We start from the raw sequence: 25161 nt of genomic DNA on the forward strand, positions 1-25161 counted from the left end.
ATCAATTCTCCATGGCTTCATAGACGAGCTGCTTCAGCGTCCGCTGGATGCGCTGACGCTCGGTCGGCGTCTGCTCCAGGAGGACGAAGAAGAAGTCCTGCTTGCGGTCGATGATGTAATAGCAGCCGCTGGCGCCGTCCCATTTCAGTTCGCCGAGATCGCCTGGAGGCGGCGGCTTGGCATTGCCCGGATCGGTGCGCACCGCGATCCCGAGCCCGAAGCCGAAGCCGTCGCCGGGGAAATAGAACACGTCGCGCGCAACGCCGGAGCCCGGGCCGACACGATCGGTCGTCAATTCCTTGAACGTCTCGGGCTTCAGGATGGTCTTGCCGTCGAGGGTGCCGCCATTGAGCAGCATTTGCGCGAAGCGCGAATAATCCGCCATGGTCGAGACCATGCCGCCGCTGGCGGATTCCCATTTCTTGACCTTGGTCGGATCGTTGACCCGGCCGACCCGGAAGTCGCTGTCGTTCGGCATCGGCTGGGCCATTAGCTTCTGCTTCTCGGGATCGGTGACGAAGAAGCCGGTGTCCTTCATGCCGAGCGGGTCGAGCAGCCTTTCGTGCTCGATCGTCGAGAGCTTCTCGCCGGTAGTCACCTCCATCACGCGCGCCAGAATGTCGGTGGAATGGCCGTATTGCCAGAGCGCGCCGGGCTGGTTGTGCAGCGGCAGCTTGGCGATCCGCTCGGCGAATTCGGCGAGATCGAAATCTCCGCCGTAGATATCGGCGTCCTTGTAGGCCTTGCGGACCAGGCTATCACCATAGAACCCGTAGGTGATGCCGGACGTATGCGTCATCAGATCGAGGATCGTCATCGGCCGCTCTGGCGGCACCAGTTCGAGCGTCTTGGTGCCGTCCTCCGCCTTCTTCTCGACGCCGACCTTCACATTGGCAAAGGACGGGATGTATTTCGAGACGGGATCGTCGAGCTTGTACTTGCCCTCCTCCAGAAGCTGCATCGAGACCACGGCGGTGATCGACTTGGACATCGAGGCCAGGCGGAAGATGGTCTGGTCGGTGATCGGCGCCTTGCTGACCACGTCCTGCACGCCGAAGGCCTCGTGATAGATCGGCTTGCCGTGCTGCTGGATCAGGACGATGGCGCCGGGAATTTTTCCGGTCGCGACCTCGTTCTTGAAGAACTCGCTGATCTTGGCGAGCTTGTCGGGGTTGAAATGCGCGCCCGCCGGAATCTCGTAGGTGCCCTCGGTGTGTGCGTACGCCAACGATGCCGCCAGCAACACCGCGGCTGCTGCGGCGGCGCACGTCAAACGAAATGAATGCATTTGAACTATCCCTCCCCGGAAATCACGGGGAAGTGTAGCGGCGGTATCATCAGGCACAAGGGCTCCCGAAGGCGTCCAGGGCCTCCTGATGCAGCTCGCCGCTCTGGGCCGAGAAGCAGCAGAAGATCACCAGCGTGACGCCGGGTGCGGTTGCCAGGGCGTCGACGACAGTTTTGACCGCAATGCCGGCGGCGCGATCCGCGGGGAAGCGGTAGATGCCGGTGGAGATCGCAGGGAAAGCGACGGACTCAAGCCCGTGCTCTTCGCACAGCTCTATCGAGCGGCGATAGCAGGATGCAAGCAGACTGTCCTCGTCGAGCTTGCCGCCATTCCACACCGGGCCGACCGTATGGATGACGTGCCTGGCAGGCAGCCGATACCCTTTGGTGATCTTGGCCTGGCCAGACTTGCAACCGTGAAGCATACGGCATTCGGCGACCAGGTCCGGCCCCGCGGCGCGGTGGATCGCGCCGTCGACGCCGCCGCCCCCAAGCAGCGACGAATTGGCCGCGTTGACGATGGCGTCAACGCGCAGGGTCGTGATGTCGGTAACGATGACTTCGAGCCGCGCCTTGCCGATCTGGCGCGCCGTCAAGGTCAGGCAACCACGTCGACCGGGATGCCCTTGTCGGCAAACAGCTGCTGCAATTCACCGGCCTGGAACATCTCGCGGATGATGTCGCAACCGCCGACGAACTCGCCCTTCACATAGAGCTGCGGAATCGTCGGCCAGTTCGAATAGACCTTGATGCCGTCGCGCAGCTCGGCCGATTCGAGAACGTTGAGGCCCTTGTAGCCGACACCGATGTGGTCGAGGATTTGCACGACCTGACCGGAAAACCCGCACTGCGGGAATTGCGGCGTGCCCTTCATGAACAGCACGACGTCGTTCGACTTCACTTCGTTGTCGATGAATTGCTCGATGCTCATTTTCGCTTCCTTCGGGGGCGGCGCTCTCAAGCCTTGTGGGCCGGCCCACCCTTCTAACCCGTGACTGGCTATATATGTAGCTCAAACCATTGTGCATCCAAAGCAAAATGGCGGAAATCTGGCATGCGGCGGGGGCCGGACGGCACCGCAAAAAGGGCCGGGATTATCTGACGGGCCCAATATCATCATGGGGGAGGCTTTTTTCCCGTAACGGAGCCCCTATCTAGGACGAACTGTCCGTCTGGAACCAGATTACCGAAGCAACGTTCTCCCCTTGAATCGGAGACCATCGTTGACGAAACCAGCCTCTGCCGCGGCCGCCATTCCCGGCACCTCCCCGTCATTGTCTTCCGAATCCGGATCGCTCGCGCAGCGGCTCGTGGACGCCTATCGCGCGGTCCGCGACGAGACCGAGCGCCGGGCCGCACCGCTGTCGGCGGAAGACCAGCTGATCCAATCGATGCCGGATGCGAGCCCCGCCAAGTGGCACCGCGCCCACACGACCTGGTTCTTCGAGCAGTTTCTGCTCGGCGAGCACGACAAGGGCTACACGCCGTTCCACCCGGACTACGCCTATCTGTTCAATTCCTATTACGTCAGCGCCGGCCCCAGGCATGCCCGCCACCAGCGCGGCCATCTGACCCGCCCGACATCAGACGAAGTCACCGCCTACCGCCGCCATGTCGACGACGAGGTGGTGAAATTCTTCCAGGCTGCCCCGACGGACAAGCTCGCGGCGCTGGTGCCGCTGGTCGAGGTCGGCCTCAATCACGAGCAGCAACATCAGGAGCTGATGTACACCGACATCCTGCATGCCTTCGCGCAGAACCCGATCCCGCCGGCCTACGATCCGGCGTGGCACTTCCCGGCATCGCAGCGCGGGCCCGAGGAATGGGTGACGCTCAACGAGGGCATCCACACCGTCGGCCACGCCGACGACAGCTTCCATTTCGACAATGAGAAGCCCGCGCATCGCGCGCTGGTCGGTCCGGTCAAGCTCGCGAAAAACCTCGTCACCAATGCCGACTGGCTCGCCTTCATGAAGGACGGCGGCTATTCCACCGCCACGCTGTGGCTGATGGATGGCTTCGGCACGGTGACCAACGAGGGCTGGCAGGCGCCTGGTCACTGGCGCGAGATCGACGGCGAGTGGAAGATCATGACGCTCGGCGGTCTGCAGCCGATCGATCCGCAGGCTCCGGTTTGCCACGTCAGCTACTACGAAGCCGACGCCTTCGCCCGCTGGGCCGGCAAGCATCTGCCGACCGAGATGGAATGGGAGGTCGCGGCGCGCGCCGGCCTGCTCAACGACGCCTACGGCATCGTCTGGCAATGGACCCGCAGCGCCTATTCGCCCTACCCGGGCTACCGCGCGATCGAAGGCGCGCTCGGCGAGTACAACGGCAAGTTCATGGTCAACCAGCTCGTGCTGCGCGGCTCGTCGCTGGCGACGCCGGCCGGTCACAGTCGTGTCACCTACCGCAACTTCTTCTATCCGCACCATCGCTGGCAATTCACGGGGTTACGCCTCGCCGACTATGCCTGATTGAGTCCTGTCGACATCGATGACGCGTCGGTAAGCGCGTTCGGGAGAGTATCATGAATGTGCATGCCGCCGCTTTGGCCAAAGCGTATCCGTTCGACGAAGCGACCTCGGCGTTTGCCGGCGATGTGATCGGCGATCTCGCCCGTCACCCGAAACGGCTGTCGCCGAAATATTTCTACGACGCCACCGGCTCGGAGCTGTTCGAGCAGATCACGGTGCTGCCGGAATATTATCCGACGCGCACCGAGCTCGGCATCCTGCGCGACCGCGGCAGCGAGATCGCCGCGATCATTCCGAACGGCGCGGCGCTGGTCGAGTTCGGCGCCGGCGCGACCACCAAGGTGCGCCTCTTGCTCGAGCACTGCGAATTCGCAGCCTACGTGCCGGTCGATATTTCCGGCGATTTCCTCAAGGCCCAGGCCGATGGGTTGCGCCGGGATTTTCCGGGTCTCGGCATCTATCCGGTCGCGGCCGATTTCACCACGCCGTTCGCGCTGCCCGAGGCGGTCGCGGACATGCCGAAGGTCGGCTTCTTCCCGGGCTCGACGCTCGGCAATTTCGAGCCAAGCGAGGCCTTGGCCTTCCTGCGCAGCGCGCGCAAGATCCTCGGCCACGGCGCGCAGATGATCATCGGCGTCGATCTCGAGAAGGACGAGCGCGTGCTGTACGACGCCTATAACGACGCGGCCGGCGTCACCGCGCGCTTCAACCTCAATGTGCTGGTTCGGATCAACCGCGAGCTCGGCGGCAATTTCGACCTGTCGGGCTTCACCCACCGCTCGATCTACAACCGCGACCGCCATCGCATCGAGATGCACCTGATCAGCCGCAAGGCGCAGACCGTGCGCATCCTCGGCAACACCTTCGCGTTCCGTCCGGGCGAGAGCATTCACACCGAGAACAGCTACAAATACTCGCTCGAGCGTTTCACCGCGCTCGCCCGCAGCGCGGGCTGGACGGTGCGCGACAGCTGGACCGACGCCAACACCATGTTCTCGGTGCACGCTTTGGTCGCGGACTAAAACCAAAACCGGGGGATGGGGCATAGTCATGGGCCGGCGTGCGCTGCAGATCGCAACAGTGCTGCTCGCCCTCGTCCCTGTCCTGACCGGCATCATCACCATGCTCGGCGTGAGCGACCCGCTCTACGCCTCGTCAGGCGTTCCGGCGCTGCAGGTGCTCGACAGCAATCTGCGCTTCTTCGGCGGGGTCTGGCTCGGTCTCGGCCTTGCTCTGCTCTGGCTGGTGCCGCGCATCGAAAGCGAGAGCGTGCTGTTCCGCGTGGTCTGGGGCGGCATCTTCCTCGGCGGCATCGGCCGGCTGCTGTCGATGGTGATGGTTGGCCTCCCGCCGCTGCCCTTCGTGGGCTTCACCGCGCTCGAAGTGATCGGCGCCCCGCTGTTCGTCTACTGGCAGCACCGCGTGGCCACGGCCGATCGCAGGTAGCGACCCGCGCTATTCTTCCTCCCCGCTCGACCGCAGCGAGATCGATTCCCACGCCGCGACCACGATCATGATCGCGGTGGTGACGATCGAGAGCACCAGCGGCGACATCTCGCGGGCGAAATAGGCCGTGATCGCCAGTGCCGCGATGCCTATGCCGTGCGAGAGCTGCAGGAAGTTGCGGATCACGTATTTGAACAGGATGGTCCCGACCAGGAACAGCGCGGGGCCGCCGACCGAGCTCACGATCGTCTTCAGGTCGGAATGGCCGGACGGGTGCTTCAGCACCAGCTCGTCGGCGACTGCGGTGAGGATGATGCCGCCGACGATCGGCATGTGCAGATAGGTGTAGGCGATCCGCGCCACGCGGCCGGATTCCTCCGACCTGGAGATCATGTCCGCGCCGGCCTCGGCGCCCTTGTGGAAATAGATCCACCACATCGCGATGCTGCCGACCAGCGCCGAGATGAACGCCGCGACATTCTCCGGCGTCCAGGTCAGATCGGCAAAGGTCGCGCCGTCGACCACGATCGCCTCGCCGAGCGCAATGATGATGAAGCCGGCGCAGCGCTCGGCCATATGGCCGCCCTCGACCGACCAGGCCTCCATCGAGGAGAAGCCGAGCCCAGGGGTCCAGAACCGCAGAGCCGGCGCGACGTACTCGATGGCCAGCGCCGCGATCCAGAGCCACATCCGCGTCTCGTGCTCGGCAAAGCCACCGAGAACCCAGAGCACGGCCGAGCAGGACAGCCAGGTCAGGATACGGATTGCGTTGTGGCGCACCGCGGTCCGGTGCCGCGGCGTCGCCAGCAGCCAGAACGCGGTGCGGCCGACCTGCATCGCTGCATAGGTCCCGGCAAACCACAGCCCGCGGCCCTCGAAGGCCGACGGGATCGAGGTCGACAGCAGCAGCCCGCCCAGCATCAGCACGAACAGCAGCAGGCGGACCGGCGTCAGGTCAGGATTGAGCCAGTTGGTGACCCAGGTGGTGTAGACCCACACCCACCACACCGCGAGGAACAGCACCGTGACCTGCACCGCGCCCAGCGGGGTGAAGTGGTGCAGCAGCGTGTGCGACAGCTGCGTGACGGCGAAGACGAAGACGAGGTCGAAGAACAGCTCGGCATTGGTGACGCGGCTGTGCTGGTTCGGCACGATAACGCGAAACATCGCGCCGCGCGGATTATCTGCCATCGCTTGGGCCCCCGCGCGGTTGCCGGGGCTAGCCTTCCGGCACGCCGGTCTGCAGGGCCAGCGCGTGCAACACGCCGCCCATCTGGCCCTTCAGCGACTGGTAGACGATCTGGTGCTGCTGAACGCGGGACTTGCCGCGGAATGACTCGGAAACGACAGTGGCCGCGTAGTGGTCGCCGTCGCCGGCCAGATCACGGATCGTCACCTCGGCATCAGGGATCGCTGCCTTGATCATCGATTCGATATCACGGGCGTCCATCGGCATCCCAGTCCACCTCCGTCAGGTCATTCGAATCAGGGCCGATTCGGCCAGGAAAACCAAGACAAAACCCAAGATAAAACCTCAGATAAAACCCGGCGCTTGAGGTCTTCTAGGTCATCCTGGGGCACACTATATTCCCATTCCCAGCGATTTAAACCTGCATCAATCGGTCACAAGCCATCACGCCGAAATGACCAGAAGAGGCGCAGAATCATGAAGCTCCCCGGCCCCGACCATCCGATCACGATCACGCCCAATGCCAGGCGCGTCCGCATCACCGCCGACGGCGTCGTCATCGCCGAGACCACCCATGCGCTGACCTTGAAGGAAGCGAGCTATCCGGCCGTGCAATACGTCCCCCGGCAGGACGCCAACATGGAGCTGTTGACCCGCACCGAGCGGACCACGCATTGCCCCTATAAGGGGGATGCGAACTATTTCAGCATCAAGGCCAACGGCAAGACGCTGGACAATGCGATCTGGACCTATGAGGAGCCCTTTCCGGCCATGACCGAGATCGCCGGCCACCTCGCCTTCTATCCGGACAAGGTGAAGATCGAGGAAGTCGCATAGACCGTCACGCCTGCCGCAAACCGCCGGGCCTCGACCGGCGGTTTTGGTTCGTGCCATCCAAGCTGAAAACGGAAATGCCCGGGCGAGGCCCGCGCATGGCGACGGAAGCGTTCGGCCGGATCGCCGCTAGACCCTGAATATCGTGAGCCCAAGGATCAGCAGCACCAGGAAGATCACGACGAACACGTAGAACAGGAAACGCGCGATGTCGGCGGAGGCGGCGGAAATGCCGGTGAAGCCGAGCAGGCCCGCGATGATCGAGACGACAAGGAAGACCAACGCCCATTTCAGCAGTGTCATTGCTCGCTCCACAAACCGCGCGCGCCTTGCGCGTCCGCCCGACAACGCCCGCCACCGACCCCGGTTCCAGAACGAAACAGATCCACTGAAATGACCGACCTCGACACCACGGAATCGGGACGATTGGGCCTTGCTGAATCGGGTTCCCGATTGCAACATCCGGCTGCAGACCCGGCTGGGGGCACCATGAAATCGATTGCTCACGCGGCTCCGGCCGTCGACGTGCAGGCAGCACCGAAGCTCCACAAGCGCAACGTCGCCCTGGACCGTGCACGCACCTTCCTGACGCTGGTCGTGCTGCTGCATCACGCGGTGATCCCCTACACCCATTTCGGGCACACCGACCCGACGTCCTGGATCGGCTTCGACTGCGTGGTGCTCGCCACCGACAGCTTCTTCATGGCGATGTTCTTCTTCCTGTCGGGGCTGTTCGTCTGGCCCGGGCTCGGCCACAAGCCGTGGCTGATCTTCCTGCGCGACCGGCTGCTGCGGCTCGGCCTGCCCTTCGTGATCTGCGCGTTCACCGTGATTCCGATCGCCTATTACGCGATCGCGCTGCGTGCGACGCCGGAGCTGACCTTCTCCGAATTCTGGTGGAAGACCATGATTTTCGGGCCCTGGCCGAGCGGCCCGATCTGGTTCGTCTGGGTCTTGATGACCTTCGACGTGACGGCGAGCGTGCTGTACCGGGTGTCGTCGCACCTGCTCGAGCCGATCAACCGTCTGTCGATCAAGGGATTTGAACGTCCCTCGAAGTTCTGGCTGTTCCTCGTCGTCGTCAGTGCCGCCGCCTATCTGCCGATGCTGGTCCATTACGGCCAGAACTACTGGTTCGAGCTCGGACCGTTCTCGGTGCAGGCGAGCCGGGTGCTGCTCTATGCGTCCTACTTCTTCATCGGTGCGGGGATCGGGGCGGCGAACCTCGAGGGCGGCCTGCTCAGCGCAAACGGACGGCTGACCGAGCGGCGCTGGTTCTGGACCGGCATCACGCTGATCCCCTACTGCTTGATGTGGGTGATGATCTACATCAAGCGCGGGGTCATCGGTAACCCCGACCCGCTGCCGGGCTGGTATCTCGCGTCCTACGGCACCTTCTACGTGCTGTTCAGCGCCTCGATCCTGTTTGCGATCCTTGCCTACTTCCTGCAATCGAAGGCGCAGGGACCGACGCTGCTCGACCGCATGCAGGGCGACGCCTACGGCATGTTCCTGGTGCACTATCCGATCGTGCTGTGGCTGCAATACTGGCTGTTCGATATGGAATTGCCGGCAATCGCCAAGGCCGCGATCGCGTTCTTCGCCACCGTGGCGCTGAGCTGGGCCGCCACCGCCGTGCTGCGCAAGCTGCCGGGCGCCAAATTCGTGCTTTAGCTTCGGTTATGATGCGTCGTCCCATCATGACCTCGCGGCCGACAAGTTGCGCACAACCTGCCATTGGTCACATGCCGCGACGTGATTCTCGGTTATGCTGGTCGAACTGCTGACATCAAGGAGTCCTCGGATGAACGACCCTCAAGTTGGATGGATCGCCGCAATCATCGTCGGCGGATTGGCCGGCTGGCTCGCCGAGATGTTCATGAAGACCGGAACCGGCATCTTCATGAATATCATCCTCGGCATCGTCGGCGCCACGCTGGCGAACTGGCTATTGGGTCTGCTCGGCGTGTCGCTCGGCGGCGGATGGATCGGCTTTCTCGTCGCCGGCTTCATCGGCGCCTGCATCATCATCTTTGCGTGGCGCGCGATCCGCGGCGCGACGTAGGCTTGATCCGCAGGGATCGCGGTCGAACAGAAGAAAATAGCGCGATGATGGATTCATCGCGCTATTGAAAGGGTTGCTTCGCGCCGCAGCGCCTGATCCTGCCGGATCAGGCGGCGGTGTTGTGCATATAGTTCGGCAGCCAGTGCTCGAAGGCGCGGGACAGGCTTTCGATCGTCACAGGCGGCTCGCCGGCGACCGCAATCGCGTCGCCGCCGGTGGTGCCGATGCGCGCGCAGGGCACGCCGGCGCCCTTCATCTTGGCCAGCACGAGACCGGCGTCGGCCGCGGGCACGGTGACGATGTAACGGGCCTGGTCCTCACCGAACCAATAGGCATGCGGCACGATCGAGGACGGCGCCGCCAAGAGCTGCGCGCCGATGCCGCTTGCGATCGCCATCTCGGCGAGCGCGATCAGCAACCCGCCGTCGGAGACGTCATGCACCGCGGTCGCGGTGCCGGCGTGGATCATGCCGCGCACCACGTCGCCGTTGCGCTTCTCGGTGGCGAGATCGACCGGCGGCGGGGCGCCCTCCTCGCGGCCGCAGACGTCGCGCAGGTAGACCGACTGGCCGAGCCAGCCTTGGGTGTCGCCGACCAGCAGGATCGCCTCGCCGGCCGCCTTGAAGGCCAGGGTCGCGGACTTGGTGAAGTCGTCGAGCAGGCCGACGCCGCCGATCGAAGGCGTCGGCAGGATGCCGCGGCCGTTGGTCTCGTTGTAGAGCGAGACGTTGCCGGACACGACCGGGAAATCCAGCGCGCGGCAGGCTTCCGAAATACCCTTCAGGCAGCCGACGAACTGGCCCATGATCTCGGGCCGCTCCGGATTGCCGAAGTTGAGATTATCGGTGATGGCGAGCGGCCGGCCACCGACCGCGGTGATGTTGCGCCAGGCTTCCGCCACCGCCTGCTTGCCGCCCTCGAACGGATCGGCCTCGCAATAGCGCGGCGTGACGTCGACGGTGAGCGCAAGCCCCTTCGGCCCGTCCTCGACGCGGACCACCGCGGCATCGCCGCCGGGACGCTGCATGGTATTGCCCAGGATGACGTGGTCGTACTGTTCCCACACCCAGCGCTTCGAGCACAATTCGGGCGTGCCGATCAGCTTGGTCAGCGCCTCTGCGATCCCGAGCGGCGGCTTGACGTCCTGGCCGCGGATCACCGGCAGCGCAGTTGATGCGACGTGCGGACGGTCATAGACCGGCGCCTCGTCACCGAGCTCCTTGATCGGCAGATCGGCCATCACGTCGCCGCCATGCTTGACGACGAAACGCTTGCTCGGCGTGGTGTAGCCGACGATGGCGAAATCGAGCCCCCATTTGCGGAAGATCGCTTCGGCCTCTTTCTCCTTCTCGGGCTTGAGCACCATGAGCATCCGCTCCTGGCTCTCCGAGAGCATCATCTCGTAGGCGCTCATGCCGGTCTCGCGGGTCGGCACCGCATCGAGATCGAGGTCGACGCCGAGATCGCCCTTGGCGCCCATCTCGACCGCCGAGCAGGTCAGGCCGGCCGCGCCCATGTCCTGGATCGCGACCACGCAATCGGCCGCCATGATCTCGAGGCAGGCTTCCAGCAGCAGCTTCTCCGCGAAGGGATCGCCGACCTGCACGGTCGGGCGCTTCTCCTCGGAGGCGTCGTCGAATTCGGCCGACGCCATCGAGGCGCCATGGATGCCGTCGCGACCGGTCTTGGAGCCGAGATAGACGATCGGCATGTTCACGCCGGAGGCCGCCGCGTAGAAGATCTTGTCGGCGTCGGCGAGGCCGACTGCCATCGCGTTGACCAGGATGTTGCCGTCATAGCGGGTGTGGAAGCGCACCTGGCCGCCGACCGTCGGCACGCCGAACGAATTGCCGTAGCCGCCGACGCCCGCGACCACGCCGGACACCAGATGGCGGGTCTTGGGGTGCTCGGGCGCGCCGAAGCTCAGCGCATTCAGGCAGGCGATCGGGCGGGCGCCCATGGTGAAGACGTCGCGCAGGATGCCGCCGACGCCGGTGGTCGCGCCCTGGTAGGGCTCGATGTAGCTCGGGTGGTTGTGGCTCTCCATCTTGAAGACCACGGCCTGGCCGCCGCCGATATCGATCACGCCGGCATTCTCGCCGGGGCCCTGAATCACCCAGGGGGCCTTGGTGGGCAGCCCGCGCAGATGGATGCGCGACGACTTGTACGAGCAATGCTCGTTCCACATCGCCGAGAAGATGCCGAGCTCGGTGAAGGTCGGAACCCGCCCGATCAGCTTCAGAATGCGCTCATACTCGTCCGGCTTCAGCCCGTGGGCGGCGACCAGTTCGGGGGTGATCTTGGGTTCGTTCTTGGGCTCGTTCTTGGGCGCGGTCATGGGACCCTTAATAGGTAGATCGAACGGGGGCGAAAAGGCCTTTTACGGCCCATTTCCGGCCTGTCCAGAGCTTTGCGGCGGTTGGACGCGGCCCGGGATTTGCAGCCCGGAATTGCACCTGGGATTTGCACAATGGGGATGGATCGGATTTAAGGTCCCGAACCCGATAATTGAAGGCCAGATTTCGTGAACGAGCTCGCCAAGACCGCACTCACCACGGCATTCAACCGCCGCCCCGACCTGCACGTCGAGACCGAAGGCGAATTCGCCGGCTGGCGAACCTGGACCCGGGACAGTTACGAGACCCATACCGGCCCATTCTACCACCGCATGGACGAGAACGGCCGCATCGCCTGCGCGTTCCGCGTCGGCCCGAAGCACCTCAACGGCTCCGGCAACGTCCACGGCGGTTGCCTCATGACCTTCGCGGATTACTGCCTGTTCGCGCTCGCCTCCCCGGTGCTCCAGGGCCCCGGGGTCACGGTCTCGTTCGCTTCGGAATTCCTCGACGCCGCCCGCGAGGGTGCCTTGATCGAATGCACCGGCGAGGTCACGCGCGCCGGCGGATCGCTGATCTTCGTGCGCGGCATGCTGACATCGGCCGAGCGGCCGCTGTTCAGCTTCTCCGGCACCATCAAGCGGACGAAGCGCAAGGCGCCGGCGGCGACGACAGCCTAAAGCGCGCTAGCAGGCCGTTCCGATTGAATCGGAACGGGCTCCAGATTTTTCGTCGACGCGTTTTCTTTACGCGAACCGCTACCCACTTCGCGCGAAACGCTTCGTGTCTGTGGACACCCGCCGTCATCCAACCGTTACATCGCCGCGGGTTGAATCGACAGCACCGCGCTAGCGCGTTGTGTTCACGCGCGTTCTTCGCGTGAAGCATTCAAACGCAGGTTGTGACGCGACGACCTGCTGTCGTTGCGTCGTCGCGCGCGCGTCACATGCACGTCAGCCAAGCCCTCGAAGATTGCTGAACGGTTTCTGTTTGTGCATTCGCGCAGCGAGGTTGGGGCATTCTCATGAAATTGAAGACGTTTGTTTCCGTCACGTCGGTGATGTCGCTTGTCGCATCGCTGGCGTGCGTTGCAACTCCGGCGCGCGCCGGCCAGGACGGCGACAATGGCGATCGCGGCGTCGGCGAGTCGCGCGGTCACGATCAGGATCAGGACCAGGACCAGGACCATGATGGCGACCATCATGGCCGCAAGCCGCGCGTGGTGATGATCTCGCTCGATGGTGCCAAGCCCGATTTCATTCAGAAATTCATCGAGGAAGGCGTGCTGCCGCGCGACGGCGGCCTCGCCCGGCTCAGCCGGCGCGGCGCAGTGGCGCTGCAGAACGTGACGGCGTCACCGTCGCTCACCGCGGTCTCGCATATTGCGATCGCGACCGGTTCGACGGCGGTCCATAACGACATCCCTTCCAACACGTTCGAGCCGATCGTCGGCCCTATCTCCAGCAGCATCAGCGGCTTCGCGGCGCCGATCGGCGGCTACAACGAAAGCCCGCTCGGGCCGTCGGCGCACCCGACGGCACAACCGCTGTGGGTGCAGCTGCGCCAGCAGGGCAAGAAGGTCGTCACCGCGACGTGGCCCGGCGGCGACGGCGCCGACATCTCCATCAACAAGACCGTGGTGCAGCCGGCCCAGCCCACCCGCGTGACCGACTTCACGGTGCCGTTCGGCGCGTTCGGCGGCATCGGTGCGCAAGGCTTCTCGCTGTCGCGCAGCGACTTCACGACCGATCCGGGCATCGTGGCGGCGCTGCAGGCTGCCGGCCGTTTCTCGTTCAGCCCGGTGCTGGTGACCTCGGCGCCGATCGAGACGTTCTCATGTTCCGCGGCGGCAACCGCGACCTGCACCAATGCCGCGACGCTCGACGTCAAATATTCGATCCGCGTCGCCGCCATCGACACCACCAATGACCGCAAGGTGAACTACGACACGCTGGTGTTCTTCGATGCGAACAGCGGCATCACCGCAGGACCGTTCCACGCACCGTCGACCGGACCGGCCTACGTCAAGTTCGGCGGCGAGAACGCACCGTTCTTCTTCGAAGGCAGCGGCGCGAAGGTCGGCGCCGCCTACTTCGTCTCGGCGCTCTCGCCGGACCTCTCGGTGGTGCGCTTCGCCCGCTACGGCGCCAACTTCATCCCGCGCAACACGCCCGTGCTCGCCGATGTCGACGACATCAACAACAATATCGGGTTCTGGCGTCCGCAGGCCGACTTCCGCATTCCGGAGCGCCTGAGCCCCGGCTTCACCAATTTCCCCGACGTCGAGATCGAGACGATGTACGAGGACATGGTGAAGACCTTCGTGCGCTACCAGGCCAATATCGGCGAGCGCGCGATCAAGACCCATCCGGACGCCGACCTCGTCATGGTCTATATCGAGCAGCCCGACGGCTCCGAGCATCAGTTCCTGCTCACCGATCCGCGCCAGGGCACCAACCCGACCGACCCGAATTCGATCGGCGCCAACCAGGATCCCGCCAAGGTCAAGCGATACGCCTCCTACATCCGCTTCGCCTACCAGACCGCCGACAGGGCGGTGAAGCAGATTGCCGATGCGGCGGGCCGTGACAGCAACGTCGTCGTGGTGTCGGACCACGGCTTCGCGCCGTTCCACACCTCGGTCAATCTCACCAACATCCTCCGCAACGCCGGCATCGACACCAGCAAGGTCGGAATCCGCACCTCCGGCCCGGCCGCCGACATCTACGTCAACCTGCAGAACCGCGAGCTCGGCGGCACCGTCGATCTGGCGACCTACCGTAGCCTGGTGGCGCAGATCACCGATGCGGTGAAGAACGCGGTCGACCCCAATGCACGCTTCAACTACTCACTCAAGGAGCAGCGCATCTTCACCGTCGTCGAGACCCGGCCGCTGCAGTGCGACGCCGGTACCGGACAGTGCACCAGCAAGACCGTCGGCCAGGACTATGGCGACGTGTTCGCGCTGATGGCGCCCGGCTACAATTTCGACGGCGTGCAGAATCCCGGCGTCGCGCGCCAGGGCGACGCGCCGTTCAATGCGGCAACCACCGCGCTGTCGATGCCGAATTTCTACGGCGCCCACGGTCACGATCCCGAGCTTCCGGTAATGAGCGCGACGTTCATCGCCGCGGGGCCGCAGATCCGAAAGGACACCGTGGTGCGGCACATGCGCAATATCGACGTGGCGCCGACCGTCATGCGGCTCCTCGGCACCACACCGCACCAGGTCGATGGCGAGGTACTGAGCGAGGTCCTGCGCTAGGATCCTTCGGCAAATGTCACGCGATGGACGCCAAGCCGGCGTCCATCGTTGTTTCCTCCATGTCCAGCCTACGGCGACCCCGTCGCCGTCCCCAGCAACTGCCGGAGCGGATTGAGCGGGCCGACAGGGATCAATTCGAAGCTCATCAGATGCGCCTGCCCAAGCGGCAATTTCTCCAGCATCTCGTGGGCCGCCGCGGTGTCGGTCATGTTCAGGATGAAGACCACGCCGGGACGTCCCTGCAGCGAGAACCACTGGTCGATCTTGCCATCCAGATGGAGCTTGACGGTCTCGCGGACCTCGCTCGGCAGGATCGCGCGCGCGGCCGCCGGGTCAACGCCCGGGTTCAGGGTCCCGATGGCAAGGATATGCGTGGTCGGTACCGGCGGGACTCCGGATTGGGCGCGAGCGACGCCCGCCGCCATCAAGCAGATGACCACTGCGGCGAAGCCGCAAACGAGAGCGTTCTTCATGCTGTGCTCCTTGTCAATCGTTCGCAGAATGCAGTGCCGTCCGGACTGCTCCCTGCGCTTTGCAAGGAGCGGCTGCGCCAGCACCATGCTAGTTCGAATTCGCTGCGGACGCGTGTGATTTAAGCCCTTGAACGGTGTTGTGATCGTTTCCAAACGCCCTAGCCTTGCGGCGCGGCGCCGCGCTACATTGTACCCGTCGCGCGCCAATGCGCGGGGGAGCCAATCAAGGTGCCGAAGAGCACAGCCAGAGCATGATCCGGAAAAGTGTGAAGCGGTTTTCCGAAAGGATCATGCTCAAACAAAGAGCCAAGACGGGCGGCATGACGGCTCCAGCGATAACGCCGATCCTGTCCACCGCGCCGGGCGCGCGCGGCTGGCGCGACTATGCGCTGCTCCTGGCGCTGGCCTGCTGCTGGAGCTCGACCTATCCGCTGACCAAGATCGGGCTCGGCTCGATCCCGCCGGTCACCTTCATCTCGGCGCGCTCGCTGGTCGCCGCGCTCTTCCTGCTCGTGGTGCTGAGGGTCCGCGGCATCCGCATCCCGACCGACATCAAGGCCTGGAAGCTGTTCGCCTTCCAGCAGACCATCAACTCGACGATCCCGTTCCTGGTGATCACCTGGGCGCAGCTCTACGTGCCGGCGTCCAACACCGTGGTGCTGGCCTCGACGACGCCGATCTTTGCCTTCCTGATCACCTGGGCGATCACGCGACACGAGCCGGCCTCGCCGCTCAAATTCGTCGGCGCGATCCTCGGTCTCGCCGGCACGGTCGCGATCATCGGCCTCGACGCGCTCTCGGGCTTCGGCAAGGAGATTGTCGCCGAGATCGCGATCCTGCTCGCCACCGTCTCGTTCGCCTGCGCCACGATCTTCGGGCTTCGTCTCTCCGACTATGACCCCATGGTGGTGGCCGCCGGCTCGCTCTTGTTCGGCGGCACCGTGCTGCTGCCGGTCGCCCTGATCGTCGACCATCCCTGGACGCTGCACCCGACACCGCAGGCGCTGGTCGCCACCGTCGTGATGGGCATCTTCTCGAGCGCGTTCGGCCTGATGCTGTTCTATATGTGCCTGACGCGGCTCGGCACGCTCACGACGAACGCGCAGGGTTACTTGCGGATTCCGATCGGCGTCGCGCTGTCGGTGATCCTGCTCGGGGAATCCGTGCCGTCGAACCTCGCGCTCGGCCTGCTGCTGGTCATGGCCGGCGTCGCCGCGATGACGGTGCCGGGCGAGGCGTATAAGCGCGCGCTGAGCCGATTGCAAAACCGCTAGCCTGTGTCGCGGCTCAGGCTGACAATTGCTTCTCGGCGATCGACAGCCATTCGGCCTGCGCATCGCGCAGGTACTTCGGTGCGCGCCGCATCTGGATCAACAGTTCGTTGAACACGATGCGCGCTTCGGCGGTGCGGCCGACCAGCTGCAACAACAAGCCATAGCGGACCCGCGCCTCGGCGCCCGGAAAATACTGCGACACCGCCTGATATTCCTCCAGCGCCTCGTCGAGCCGGCCCAGCTCGGCGAGCGAGCGGGCGTAGAGCAGATGCCCTTCGGCGGACTCGAAATCGGGCCAGCGCTCGCGCAACGCATCGAGCGTCGCCAGCGCCTCGGCCGGTAGCTTGCGGGCGAACTGGGCCTGCGCCTTGGCCAGTGCGTAGGCCGGATCGTCACCCTGCGGCAGTCGCAAGACGTGATCGTAGTGGCTCTCCGCCTCCTCGAAGCGCCCGACGGTCTGGCACTCCGCGGCCAGCGCTGCACGGTTGGCGATCGTGTCGGATGTCGCGAGCCGGTCGGACAGTTCGCGATACCGCTTCTCCGGATCGATACGGTTGGCGACGCGCTTGCGCGCCTGCGCGGCAGCCGGTCCGCCCCACCATTCCGGAACGAGCTCGACGACGATGTAGGCGAGTGCGCCGACCAGCGGCACCATCAGGATGATGAAGGCCCATGGCTGCAGGCGCCCGGTGCGCGAGGCGTGATAGATCAGCGTGATGTCGAGCAGCAGTACGACCAATGCAACGGGCATGCGAATTCCAGCGAACCAGACCAATCATCCAAATCGCTTCCGTCATAGCGTACCCGGCACGCTGCGACAATCCCAGGTTGCCACTCAAGCGGCGCTAGCGTGACGAGATTATGAAATGGAAGCGGCTATCCCTGCGTTGGTGTCTGCCGGAGCGGATCAGGTTCATGATCCGCGCGCATCGCGAAGCCGCTACTTCTTGTCGTCCGCGAGCAACGCGCGGTATTTCGCGACGTCGCGGGTCACGAGTTGCTGCAGCACTTCGGGTGCGAGCTCGTCGGCGTCGGGCGCAACGGTCGACAGCTCGACAAAGCGCTTCTTCACCGCCTCGCTCGCGACCGCGGTGCGCGCGGCGGCGTTGAGCTTGGCGATGATCTCGCCCGGCGTGCCCTTTGGCGCGAACAGGCCGTTCCAGCCCTGCGCCTCGAACTCGGGCAGGCCTGCCTCGGCCGAGGTCGGCAAGTCCGGCAGCGAGGCGAGCCGCACGGTCGAGCCGACCACGACCGCCTTCACCAGCTTGTCGTCGATCGCCTGCGACACCGAGGCGGCGGCATCGCAGACGCCGTCGATCTGGCTGCCGATCGCGTCCGTCAGCGCGAGCGCCGCGCCGCGATAGCCGACCAGCTGCACGTCGATCCCGGCGGCATGCACGAAGCTCTTGCAGATCAGGTAGTTCGACGAGCCGACGCCGGCATGGCCGAGATTGACCTTGCCCGGATTCTTCTTGGCGTAGTCGATGAACTCCTTGAGGTCCTTGGCCGGAAAATCCTTGCGCAACGCGACGATGCCGAAGGTCTTGGCGACCACGGCGATCGGCGCGAAGGAATCAGGCGTGAACGACAGCTTTGGATAGATCGTGTAGGTCGCGGCATTGGTGCCGGCGTTGCCGATCGCGATCGTGTAGCCGTCCGGCTCGGCGCGCGCGGCGCGGGTCAGCGCGGTCGAGCCGCCGGCGCCGCCGACATTCTCGATGATGATGGTCTGGCCGAGCGCCGCGCTCATCTGGTCGGCCACTGCGCGCGCGATCACATCCGAGGTGCCGCCGGCCGTGAACGGCACGATCATCGTGATCGGACGCTTCGGGAAGTCCAGCTTCGATGTATCTTGGGCGTTGGCCGCCGTCGCAAGCAGCAGGACCGCGGCTGTCGCCACGGCAAGGCACCTTCCAAACATGGTGGTTACGCCGCCTTGTCGAACTGCTGGACCAGCCCTGCGAACAGGCCGCGGCCGTCGGTGCAGCCCATGATCTCTTCGACGTGGTTTTCCGGATGCGGCATCATGCCGAGCACGTTGCCGCGCTCGTTGACGATGCCGGCGATCGAATGCGCGGCGCCGTTGAAGTTGGAGGTTTCGTCGACCACGCCCTCGGCGGAGCAGTAGCGATACAGCACCCGCCCGTCGCCCTCGAGCCGCTTCAGCGTCTCCTCGTCCGCCTCGTAATTGCCCTCGCCATGCGCGACCGGCACGCGGATCACCTGGCCGGCATTGTAGCCGCGGGTGAACGGCGTGTCGGAGCGCTCGATTCGCATATGCACGTCACGGCAGACGAATTTCAGCCCGGCATTACGCATCAGCACACCCGGCAACAGCCCGGATTCGCAGAGGATCTGAAAACCGTTGCAGACGCCGAGCACCAGCCCGCCCGAAGCTGCGAAGTCGCGCACCGCGTCCATCACGGGCGCGCGGGCCGCGATCGCGCCGCAGCGCAGATAGTCGCCATAGGAGAAGCCGCCGGGCACCACCACGAGGTCGGTGCCCTTGGGCAGCGCAGTCTCGGCGTGCCAGACCATCGCGGTCTCATTGCCGGATGCAAGCTTGAGCGCGCGCGCCATGTCGCGCTCGCGATTGATGCCGGGGAAGACGAGGACGGCTGATTTCATTGCATCACCTGGTTTTGGGCGCCAGCACGAGCTTAACTGCGGCGGCAAACTTCGCGTAATTGTCGTTGCTGGCCTTTTCGTCACGCGCCGAGCTGATCAGGCTGGCGGAGCCCTGTCCGGCAAGCAGCAAGCCGCTGACCTGATACTCGCTTGCGCCGTTGGCTGTCACGGTCAGGCGCCGTGCCTTGAACATGCGCGGCCCCGCGGTGCCCTTGTCGCCATCAACGCCGAGCAGCGTAATGCGCTGCCCCGGCGTCCGCTGCTCCAGCGCCTTGATGATCTGCTCCTGCCCCTCGCGGAACTGGTCGAGCGTCATCTGTTTTCCGCCGGTATAATACCGGTAGCTCACCTTGGAGCCCGCACCGCAGGACGATTGCGCGCAGCGGAACATATGCACATCGGAGCCGCGGCGCTCGTAGCTCCATCCGCTGACCGTGAACGGCGGCGGCTGCGTCGTCGCGGCAGGCGCAGCCGGTTGAGCCGAGGCCCCGCCGATACCGGCTGCGGTCAGCAGGCCAACCAGGAGCGCTCCGACGAAGATTCGGTCACGGCGAGCAGCGGCGGGAGCGGCAGATGTCATTTGGCTCGCTCGCTAGCTCAGAACCTCGACCCGGTAGTTCTCGATCACGGTGTTGGCCAGCAGCTTGTCGGCGGCGGCCTTCAGCGCCGCCTCCGCCTTGGCCTTGTCGGTCGCAGCAAGCTCGATGTCGAACACCTTGCCCTGGCGAACGCTGGCGACGCCGTCAACGCCGAGCGATTTCAGCGCGCCCTCGATCGCCTTGCCCTGCGGATCGAGGATGCCCGACTTCAATGTCACAGTTACACGTGCCTTCACGGTCGCCCCTTAAGCTTAGCTCTTCACCAGCACCGGGCCGCTGCCGGCCGGCCGCTCGTTCTCGATGAGAATGCCGAGCCGCTTCGCGACCTCGGTGTAGGCTTCAAGCAGGCCACCCAGATCCCGGCGGAAACGGTCCTTGTCGAGTTTCTCGTTCGACTTGATGTCCCACAGCCGGCAGGAGTCCGGCGAGATCTCGTCGGCGACGATGATCCGCATCATTTCGTTCTCGAACAGCCGCCCGCACTCCATCTTGAAGTCGACGAGGCGGATGCCGATGCCGAGGAAGAGACCGGTCAGGAAGTCGTTGACGCGGATGGCGAGCGCCATGATGTCGTCGATCTCCTGCGGCGTGGCCCAGCCGAAGGCGGTGATGTGCTCTTCCGACACCATGGGGTCGTTGAGCTGGTCGTTCTTGTAATAGAACTCGATGATCGAGCGCGGCAGCTGGGTGCCCTCCTCGATCCCGAGCCGCTGCGACAGCGAGCCGGCGGCGACATTCCGCACCACCACCTCGAGCGGCACGATCTCGACCTCGCGAATCAGCTGCTCGCGCATGTTGAGGCGGCGGATGAAGTGGGTCGGCACCCCGATGTCGTTGAGGTGCTGAAACAGATACTCCGAAATCCGGTTGTTGAGGACGCCCTTGCCCTCGATCACCTGGTGTTTCTTGGCATTGAACGCGGTCGCGTCGTCCTTGAAGTGCTGGATCAGGGTTCCCGGCTCGGGGCCTTCGTAAAGCACCTTGGCCTTGCCTTCATAAATACGGCGTCGACGGCTCATTGGGATGTACCGTGTTTTGTTGAAATCCATGGATTTGGGTGCTCCGGATGACTTGGGGTTACGACCCACGACGGAGCTGCCGCGGAGGCCTGGAACCTGGGCAATCCAATTGGAAACAGAACAAGAACCATGCCTGTTGGCAACCTATCCGATTGGCCCATCCAGCACAATCGATAGTGCCCCCTCCGGGGCACTTATACCGCGCTATCAAAAGGGCCCGATTCCGCCTGTTTTGCCTGCGGCTTAACGGCTCGTTGTCTTGCCGATTCTTCCCACCTATCTAGGCACTCATCAGGGCTGCCGCAACGAGCAGCAGCCCGCCATTCATCAGGGGATTGGAACTTCGGCCATGAACGAATTCAACAAGCGCGAGGAAGGTTTCGAGAAGAAGTTCGCCCTCGACGAGGAGCAGAAGTTCAAGGCCGAAGCCCGCCGGAACAAGCTGCTCGGCCTGTGGGCCGCCGAGAAGCTCGGGATCACGGGCGATGCCGCCGGCGCCTATGCCAAGGAGGTGGTGGCCGCCGACTTCGAGGAAGCCGGCGACAATGACGTCCTGCACAAGGTTCTGAAGGACCTCACCGCCAAGGGCCAGGCCGTCACCGAGCGCGACGTCCGCGCCAAGATGGACGAACTGCTGGCCGTGGCTGCGGCCCAGGTCAAAGCCGGAACGTGAAGGCGGGAACCTAAGTTCTCATGCCGCCTGAGCTCCAATTCGACTTTTTACGCGCGCCGGACACCGTTCCGGCGCGACGTGTTTGTGCCCCTCGCTTTGGTGAAGTCGGCCCGGATGATCTCGAGCAGGCGGCGCGACGCGGCGCTGAGGAAGCCGCCATGCCGCGTGACGGCGACGACCTCGTGACTTGCGGTGAGATTGCCGACGCGGATCGTCGCGATCGAGGAGGCGCGCAGCTCCTCCGCCGCGTTGCTTCGTGACAGCAGGGCGATCCCGAGCCCGGCCTCGACCAGCCGCTTCTGCGCCGTCAGGCTGTCGACCGGCGTCCAGGCGACCTCGCCGAGCCCGTGCGTCAGGAACAAAGCGAACACGTGCGAAGCGGTGATCTCGCGCCGTCCGGGTACCTCGGGAAAGGCGATCCAGCGCTCGTCCCTGAGATCGGCAAGACGGCCGACCCGGCGTCCCGCCAGCGGATGGTCCGGCGCGCAGACCACCCCGAGCGGCTCGGCGAACAGCACCTCGCAATCGAGGTCACCCGAGCGGTCGCGGTCGTAGCGCAGCCCGATCGTCGCCTCGCCACGCCGGATCAGATCGCTGACCTCGGCACTGGTCGCGGTGCGCAGCGTCAGCGCGACATCCGGATGCCGGCGGGCAAAGCGCTTCAACACTTTCGAGAGCCGTTCGCCCGCAAGCGTGCCGGTCACCGCCAGCGCCACCGGACCGGAATTGTCGCGCAGCAGCGCGCGCACCGCATTCTCGGCATCCTGCGCCGCCGCCACTGCGCGTTCGGCATAGGGCACCATCACCCGCCCCGCATCGCTCAATCTCGTCTTGCCCGCGATCCGCTCGAACAGCGGCACGCCGAGCTCCTGCTCGAGCAGCGCAATGCGCCTCGAGATCGCCGGCTGCGAGCGATGCAGCGCCTTCGCGGCATTGGAGATTCCGCCGCGCCGATGCACCACCAGGAACGTGTTGAGCGCGTCGCTGTCCATCCCCCATCCCATGCAAAAAGCTGATGATATCGAGAGAAATAACAAATTTGTTTGATGGCCGAAACCGCCCTATCGCTTGAGCCAGTCGCTTTTTCCCATCATCAGGAGTTCACATGCGCACCCAGGCAGACAAGGCAGCACGGTTTCGCGAGCTGCATCAGCGCCGCGGCGCCTTCATCATCCCGAACCCCTGGGATGCCGGCACGGCGAAGCTGCTCGCGGCGATGGGTTTCGAGGCGCTCGCGACCACCAGCCTCGGTCTCGCCAACACGCTCGGCCGCGCAACCGTCAGCCTCGATGCCATCATCGAGAACTGCCGGGTGATCGCCGCGGCTACCGACCTGCCCGTCAACGCCGATCTGGAAAATTGCGGCGCGGATGATCCGAGGACCGCGGCAAAGGCGATCACCCGCGCCGCCGAAGCCGGAGCCGTCGGCGGCTCGATCGAGGACTCGACCGGTAACCCGCAGCATCCGATCTACGACTTCTCGCTCGCGGTCGAGCGGGTTCAGGCCGCCGTCGAGGCCGCGCGGGCGCTGCCGTTCCCATTCACGCTGACCGCCCGCGCGGAGAACTTCCTGCACGGCCGCAAGGATCTCGACGACACGATCAAGCGGCTGCAGGCGTTCGAGGCCGCCGGCGCCGACGTGCTGTATTCGCCTGGTCTGTATGACATCGGCACCATCAAGACCGTGGTCTCGGCCGTGACGCGGCCGTTCAATCTCGTGATGGGCTTTGCCGATCCGACCCTGACGGTCGAGCAGCTGTCCGCCGCCGGCGTCAAGCGCATCAGCGTCGGCGGCGCGATGGAGCGGCACGCGCTCAATGCCTTCCTGCGCTGCGCCCGCGAGATGAAGGACCAGGGCGCGTTCAGTTTCGTGCGCGACATGGCGCCGGTGAAGGCGATAAGGGATATGTTTGCAGCTGGTCAGGCATGACCTAACAGCCGGCGGCCATCGCAGGGGCGCTGGCGACGAGCCGTTGGCCAGCGCGAAGCAGGCCGGCGTCGCCCCGGATCGCCAGAGGCGGCGGCTGCAAGGATCTGGTATGGTAGCGCCAACACCGCAAGTACGGCCAAGGCGCTATCAGACCTGACGATTCATGACAGGTCGCGACTTGCAGGCAGCCTCAGGCAGTGCCAAGAGAGCGGGATCATGTCCCAGGATCACATTTCCAACGTTCTCGCTGAACGTTATGCCTCACCCGCCATGCGCGCCATCTGGAGTGGCGAGGGCAAGGTTCGCCTCGAACGCGACTACTGGATCGCCGTGCTGAAGGGCCAGCGCGATCTCGGGATTCCGGTTCCGGACGGCGTCATCGAAAGCTACGAGCGGGTCAAGGACCAGATCAACCTGGCCTCCATCATGCAGCGCGAGCGCGTCACCCGCCACGACGTCAAGGCGCGCATCGAGGAGTTCTGCGATCTGGCCGGCCATGAGCACCTGCACAAGGGCATGACCAGCCGCGACCTCACGGAAAACGTGGAGCAATTGCAGGTCTACCGCGCGTTGCAGCTGGTCGAGACCAAGAGCATCGCCGCGCTGATTCGGTTTGCGAAGCGCGCCCAGCAATTGCGCGACATCCCGTTCACCGCGCGCACCCACAACGTGGCCGCGCAAGTCACGACGCTCGGCAAGCGCATCGCCATGTCAGGCGAAGAGATGCTGCTGGCGCATCAGAGCCTGGTCAATGTACTGCAAACCTACCCCGCTCGCGGCCTGAAGGGCGCAGTGGGCACGCGTCTCGACCAGATCACCCTGTTCAATGGCGATGCCGGCAAGGCGCGCGCGCTCGAGGAGCGCATCCTCGTTCACCTCGGTCTGCCGAAGGCGCTCGACGCCGTCGGCCAGGTGTATCCGCGCAGCCTCGACTTCCGTGCGGTCAGTGTCCTCACCGAACTTGCCAGCGGTCCCGGCAACTTCGCCAAGACCATCCGCCTGATGGCGGGCCATGAACTCGCCAGCGAAGGCTTTGCCAAGGGCCAGGTCGGTTCCTCGGCCATGCCGCACAAGATGAACAGCCGCTCCTGCGAGCGCATCAATGGCCTGCATGTGATCCTGAAGGGCTATCTCGCCATGGCCGCAGGGCTCGCCGGCGATCAGTGGAACGAGGGTGACGTCTCCTGCTCCGTCGTCCGCCGCGTCATGCTGCCCGATGCCTTCCTCGCCACCGACGGCCTGCTCGAGACCTTGCTCACCGTGCTCGATCAGATGGAGGTGTTCGAATCCGTCGTCGCGACCGAGCTCAACCGCTATTTGCCCTTCCTGCTGACCACCACGGTCATGATGGAAGCGGTGAAGAAGGGCGCCGGTCGTGAAGGCGCCCATGAGGCGATCAAGGAGCACGCCGTCGCCGCCATTGGCGACCTGCGCACCGGCAAGATCGTGCAGAACGACCTGCTGCAGCGTCTCGCGGCCGACCAACGGCTTGGCTTGAGCGAAGCCGAATTGCAGCTCGTGCTCGAGCAGGGTCGCGCCAATTCCGGCGACGCCGGCGCCCAGGTCGACTACTTCGCCCAGCAAGTCGAAGCGCTGGCCCGCGCCAAGCCGGAAGCCGCGAGCTACAAGCCGGGTACGATCCTGTAGCGAATGGTGAGTAGCGAGT

The 25161-nt window shown here is 64.7% G+C and carries 27 protein-coding genes; 12 read left to right on the forward strand and 15 right to left on the reverse strand.

Features of this window, described 5'->3' with window-relative positions; translation table 11 throughout:
• Position 1: 1 nt before the first annotated feature.
• From JQ573_RS11155 to grxD, 3 genes are read right to left on the reverse strand one after another with little or no spacing between them, the layout of a single operon-like run.
• Positions 2 to 1288: a serine hydrolase gene (locus JQ573_RS11155; protein ID WP_212309968.1), complete on the reverse strand. Its 1287-nt coding sequence runs from the start codon at positions 1286 to 1288 to the stop codon at positions 2 to 4.
• 49 nt (positions 1289 to 1337) lie between these two features.
• The gene (locus tag JQ573_RS11160; protein WP_212310741.1) at positions 1338 to 1889 is read right to left on the reverse strand and encodes an O-acetyl-ADP-ribose deacetylase; all 552 of its coding nucleotides are present in this window, start codon (positions 1887 to 1889) and stop codon (positions 1338 to 1340) included.
• The gene (grxD, locus tag JQ573_RS11165) at positions 1886 to 2218 is read right to left on the reverse strand and encodes a Grx4 family monothiol glutaredoxin (RefSeq protein WP_212309969.1); all 333 of its coding nucleotides are present in this window, start codon (positions 2216 to 2218) and stop codon (positions 1886 to 1888) included. Before grxD ends, JQ573_RS11160 begins: the two co-directional genes overlap by 4 nt.
• Positions 2219 to 2510: 292 nt before the next feature.
• Here grxD and egtB point away from each other — a divergent pair, with 292 nt between their 5' ends.
• Genes egtB through JQ573_RS11180 form a run of 3 tightly spaced genes read left to right on the forward strand, consistent with a single transcriptional unit; the run spans position 2511 to position 5210 of the window.
• Positions 2511 to 3764, forward strand: a complete 1254-nt coding sequence (gene egtB, locus JQ573_RS11170; RefSeq protein ID WP_212309970.1) for an ergothioneine biosynthesis protein EgtB — start codon at positions 2511 to 2513, stop codon at positions 3762 to 3764.
• A gap of 53 nt (positions 3765 to 3817) precedes the next feature.
• Positions 3818 to 4786: an L-histidine N(alpha)-methyltransferase gene (gene egtD / locus JQ573_RS11175; RefSeq protein ID WP_212309971.1), complete on the forward strand. Its 969-nt coding sequence runs from the start codon at positions 3818 to 3820 to the stop codon at positions 4784 to 4786.
• A 28-nt stretch (positions 4787 to 4814) separates the two neighbouring features.
• The gene (locus JQ573_RS11180; RefSeq protein WP_212309972.1) at positions 4815 to 5210 is read left to right on the forward strand and encodes a DUF4345 domain-containing protein; all 396 of its coding nucleotides are present in this window, start codon (positions 4815 to 4817) and stop codon (positions 5208 to 5210) included.
• Between the two features lie 9 nt (positions 5211 to 5219).
• On the opposite strand, the gene JQ573_RS11185 is transcribed toward JQ573_RS11180, so the two are convergent.
• Entirely contained in the window at positions 5220 to 6401 is a 1182-nt protein-coding gene (locus JQ573_RS11185) for a low temperature requirement protein A (RefSeq protein WP_212309973.1), read from the reverse strand.
• Positions 6402 to 6429: 28 nt separating this feature from the next.
• On the reverse strand, positions 6430 to 6666 hold the full coding sequence (locus JQ573_RS11190) for a BolA family protein (protein ID WP_021077843.1): 237 nt from the start codon (positions 6664 to 6666) through the stop codon (positions 6430 to 6432).
• Between the two features lie 210 nt (positions 6667 to 6876).
• Between JQ573_RS11190 and JQ573_RS11195 the strand changes: the two genes are divergently transcribed.
• Positions 6877 to 7236: a DUF427 domain-containing protein gene (locus JQ573_RS11195; protein ID WP_212309974.1), complete on the forward strand. Its 360-nt coding sequence runs from the start codon at positions 6877 to 6879 to the stop codon at positions 7234 to 7236.
• Between the two features lie 126 nt (positions 7237 to 7362).
• Here JQ573_RS11195 and JQ573_RS11200 read toward each other — a convergent pair whose 3' ends face one another.
• Positions 7363 to 7536, reverse strand: coding sequence for a DUF1328 domain-containing protein (locus JQ573_RS11200; protein WP_021077845.1), 174 nt, complete (start codon positions 7534 to 7536; stop codon positions 7363 to 7365).
• A gap of 186 nt (positions 7537 to 7722) precedes the next feature.
• Here JQ573_RS11200 and JQ573_RS11205 point away from each other — a divergent pair, with 186 nt between their 5' ends.
• Both JQ573_RS11205 and JQ573_RS11210 read left to right on the forward strand, forming a co-directional pair.
• Entirely contained in the window at positions 7723 to 8907 is a 1185-nt protein-coding gene (locus JQ573_RS11205) for an acyltransferase (protein ID WP_212309975.1), read from the forward strand.
• Positions 8908 to 9037: 130 nt separating this feature from the next.
• On the forward strand, positions 9038 to 9298 hold the full coding sequence (locus tag JQ573_RS11210) for a GlsB/YeaQ/YmgE family stress response membrane protein (RefSeq protein ID WP_092115308.1): 261 nt from the start codon (positions 9038 to 9040) through the stop codon (positions 9296 to 9298).
• A gap of 106 nt (positions 9299 to 9404) precedes the next feature.
• On the opposite strand, the gene purL is transcribed toward JQ573_RS11210, so the two are convergent.
• Positions 9405 to 11636, reverse strand: coding sequence for a phosphoribosylformylglycinamidine synthase subunit PurL (gene purL, locus JQ573_RS11215; protein WP_212309976.1), 2232 nt, complete (start codon positions 11634 to 11636; stop codon positions 9405 to 9407).
• A 186-nt stretch (positions 11637 to 11822) separates the two neighbouring features.
• Here purL and JQ573_RS11220 point away from each other — a divergent pair, with 186 nt between their 5' ends.
• Both JQ573_RS11220 and JQ573_RS11225 read left to right on the forward strand, forming a co-directional pair.
• Positions 11823 to 12314, forward strand: a complete 492-nt coding sequence (locus tag JQ573_RS11220) for a PaaI family thioesterase (RefSeq protein WP_212309977.1) — start codon at positions 11823 to 11825, stop codon at positions 12312 to 12314.
• Positions 12315 to 12658: 344 nt separating this feature from the next.
• Positions 12659 to 14899, forward strand: a complete 2241-nt coding sequence (locus tag JQ573_RS11225; RefSeq protein WP_212309978.1) for an alkaline phosphatase family protein — start codon at positions 12659 to 12661, stop codon at positions 14897 to 14899.
• A gap of 68 nt (positions 14900 to 14967) precedes the next feature.
• On the opposite strand, the gene JQ573_RS11230 is transcribed toward JQ573_RS11225, so the two are convergent.
• Positions 14968 to 15459, reverse strand: coding sequence for a hypothetical protein (locus JQ573_RS11230; protein WP_249131604.1), 492 nt, complete (start codon positions 15457 to 15459; stop codon positions 14968 to 14970).
• A 233-nt stretch (positions 15460 to 15692) separates the two neighbouring features.
• Between JQ573_RS11230 and JQ573_RS11235 the strand changes: the two genes are divergently transcribed.
• Positions 15693 to 16646, forward strand: a complete 954-nt coding sequence (locus tag JQ573_RS11235; RefSeq protein WP_212310743.1) for a DMT family transporter — start codon at positions 15693 to 15695, stop codon at positions 16644 to 16646.
• 13 nt (positions 16647 to 16659) lie between these two features.
• On the opposite strand, the gene JQ573_RS11240 is transcribed toward JQ573_RS11235, so the two are convergent.
• The 6 genes from JQ573_RS11240 to purC all read right to left on the reverse strand — a co-directional run bounded on the left by JQ573_RS11240 (position 16660) and on the right by purC (position 20892).
• Entirely contained in the window at positions 16660 to 17397 is a 738-nt protein-coding gene (locus JQ573_RS11240; RefSeq protein ID WP_212309979.1) for a tetratricopeptide repeat protein, read from the reverse strand.
• A 189-nt stretch (positions 17398 to 17586) separates the two neighbouring features.
• Positions 17587 to 18567 carry a tripartite tricarboxylate transporter substrate-binding protein gene (locus tag JQ573_RS11245; RefSeq protein ID WP_212309980.1) on the reverse strand — a complete coding sequence of 327 codons (981 nt, stop codon included), beginning with the start codon at positions 18565 to 18567 and terminating at the stop codon, positions 17587 to 17589.
• Between the two features lie 5 nt (positions 18568 to 18572).
• A complete protein-coding gene (gene purQ / locus JQ573_RS11250; protein ID WP_092115316.1) occupies positions 18573 to 19274 on the reverse strand; it encodes a phosphoribosylformylglycinamidine synthase subunit PurQ in 702 nt (233 codons plus the stop codon).
• Positions 19275 to 19278: 4 nt separating this feature from the next.
• The gene (locus JQ573_RS11255) at positions 19279 to 19854 is read right to left on the reverse strand and encodes a hypothetical protein (protein WP_249131607.1); all 576 of its coding nucleotides are present in this window, start codon (positions 19852 to 19854) and stop codon (positions 19279 to 19281) included.
• Between the two features lie 12 nt (positions 19855 to 19866).
• Positions 19867 to 20109: a phosphoribosylformylglycinamidine synthase subunit PurS gene (gene purS, locus JQ573_RS11260; protein ID WP_029083848.1), complete on the reverse strand. Its 243-nt coding sequence runs from the start codon at positions 20107 to 20109 to the stop codon at positions 19867 to 19869.
• 15 nt (positions 20110 to 20124) lie between these two features.
• Positions 20125 to 20892, reverse strand: coding sequence for a phosphoribosylaminoimidazolesuccinocarboxamide synthase (purC, locus tag JQ573_RS11265; protein ID WP_016843454.1), 768 nt, complete (start codon positions 20890 to 20892; stop codon positions 20125 to 20127).
• Between the two features lie 349 nt (positions 20893 to 21241).
• Here purC and JQ573_RS11270 point away from each other — a divergent pair, with 349 nt between their 5' ends.
• The gene (locus tag JQ573_RS11270) at positions 21242 to 21565 is read left to right on the forward strand and encodes a DUF1476 domain-containing protein (RefSeq protein ID WP_097675685.1); all 324 of its coding nucleotides are present in this window, start codon (positions 21242 to 21244) and stop codon (positions 21563 to 21565) included.
• A gap of 47 nt (positions 21566 to 21612) precedes the next feature.
• On the opposite strand, the gene JQ573_RS11275 is transcribed toward JQ573_RS11270, so the two are convergent.
• Positions 21613 to 22557 (reverse strand): LysR family transcriptional regulator, encoded by a 945-nt coding sequence (locus tag JQ573_RS11275; RefSeq protein ID WP_212309981.1) that lies wholly within the window; start codon positions 22555 to 22557, stop codon positions 21613 to 21615.
• Between the two features lie 113 nt (positions 22558 to 22670).
• Here JQ573_RS11275 and JQ573_RS11280 point away from each other — a divergent pair, with 113 nt between their 5' ends.
• On the forward strand, positions 22671 to 23495 hold the full coding sequence (locus JQ573_RS11280) for an oxaloacetate decarboxylase (protein ID WP_212309982.1): 825 nt from the start codon (positions 22671 to 22673) through the stop codon (positions 23493 to 23495).
• 213 nt (positions 23496 to 23708) lie between these two features.
• On the forward strand, positions 23709 to 25142 hold the full coding sequence (gene purB / locus JQ573_RS11285) for an adenylosuccinate lyase (RefSeq protein WP_212310744.1): 1434 nt from the start codon (positions 23709 to 23711) through the stop codon (positions 25140 to 25142).
• The last annotated feature ends 19 nt before the right edge of the window (positions 25143 to 25161 follow it).

The sequence above is a fragment of the Bradyrhizobium sp. AUGA SZCCT0105 genome (assembly GCF_018129565.1).
In the GTDB taxonomy this organism is placed as follows: domain Bacteria; phylum Pseudomonadota; class Alphaproteobacteria; order Rhizobiales; family Xanthobacteraceae; genus Bradyrhizobium.

Coding starts and splice junctions, on each gene's coding strand:
- JQ573_RS11155 (WP_212309968.1), bottom strand. CDS start 1,288: ATGCATTCATTTCGTTTGACGTGCGCCGCCGCAGCAGCCGCGGTGTTG.
- grxD (WP_212309969.1), bottom strand. CDS start 2,218: ATGAGCATCGAGCAATTCATCGACAACGAAGTGAAGTCGAACGACGTC.
- egtD (WP_212309971.1), top strand. CDS start 3,818: ATGAATGTGCATGCCGCCGCTTTGGCCAAAGCGTATCCGTTCGACGAA.
- JQ573_RS11180 (WP_212309972.1), top strand. CDS start 4,815: ATGGGCCGGCGTGCGCTGCAGATCGCAACAGTGCTGCTCGCCCTCGTC.
- JQ573_RS11185 (WP_212309973.1), bottom strand. CDS start 6,401: ATGGCAGATAATCCGCGCGGCGCGATGTTTCGCGTTATCGTGCCGAAC.
- JQ573_RS11190 (WP_021077843.1), bottom strand. CDS start 6,666: ATGCCGATGGACGCCCGTGATATCGAATCGATGATCAAGGCAGCGATC.
- JQ573_RS11195 (WP_212309974.1), top strand. CDS start 6,877: ATGAAGCTCCCCGGCCCCGACCATCCGATCACGATCACGCCCAATGCC.
- JQ573_RS11200 (WP_021077845.1), bottom strand. CDS start 7,536: ATGACACTGCTGAAATGGGCGTTGGTCTTCCTTGTCGTCTCGATCATC.
- JQ573_RS11205 (WP_212309975.1), top strand. CDS start 7,723: ATGAAATCGATTGCTCACGCGGCTCCGGCCGTCGACGTGCAGGCAGCA.
- JQ573_RS11210 (WP_092115308.1), top strand. CDS start 9,038: ATGAACGACCCTCAAGTTGGATGGATCGCCGCAATCATCGTCGGCGGA.
- purL (WP_212309976.1), bottom strand. CDS start 11,636: ATGACCGCGCCCAAGAACGAGCCCAAGAACGAACCCAAGATCACCCCC.
- JQ573_RS11225 (WP_212309978.1), top strand. CDS start 12,659: ATGAAATTGAAGACGTTTGTTTCCGTCACGTCGGTGATGTCGCTTGTC.
- JQ573_RS11230 (WP_249131604.1), bottom strand. CDS start 15,459: ATGGTGCTGGCGCAGCCGCTCCTTGCAAAGCGCAGGGAGCAGTCCGGA.
- JQ573_RS11235 (WP_212310743.1), top strand. CDS start 15,693: ATGACGGCTCCAGCGATAACGCCGATCCTGTCCACCGCGCCGGGCGCG.
- JQ573_RS11240 (WP_212309979.1), bottom strand. CDS start 17,397: ATGCCCGTTGCATTGGTCGTACTGCTGCTCGACATCACGCTGATCTAT.
- JQ573_RS11245 (WP_212309980.1), bottom strand. CDS start 18,567: ATGTTTGGAAGGTGCCTTGCCGTGGCGACAGCCGCGGTCCTGCTGCTT.
- purQ (WP_092115316.1), bottom strand. CDS start 19,274: ATGAAATCAGCCGTCCTCGTCTTCCCCGGCATCAATCGCGAGCGCGAC.
- JQ573_RS11255 (WP_249131607.1), bottom strand. CDS start 19,854: ATGACATCTGCCGCTCCCGCCGCTGCTCGCCGTGACCGAATCTTCGTC.
- purC (WP_016843454.1), bottom strand. CDS start 20,892: ATGAGCCGTCGACGCCGTATTTATGAAGGCAAGGCCAAGGTGCTTTAC.
- JQ573_RS11270 (WP_097675685.1), top strand. CDS start 21,242: ATGAACGAATTCAACAAGCGCGAGGAAGGTTTCGAGAAGAAGTTCGCC.
- JQ573_RS11275 (WP_212309981.1), bottom strand. CDS start 22,557: ATGGACAGCGACGCGCTCAACACGTTCCTGGTGGTGCATCGGCGCGGC.
- JQ573_RS11280 (WP_212309982.1), top strand. CDS start 22,671: ATGCGCACCCAGGCAGACAAGGCAGCACGGTTTCGCGAGCTGCATCAG.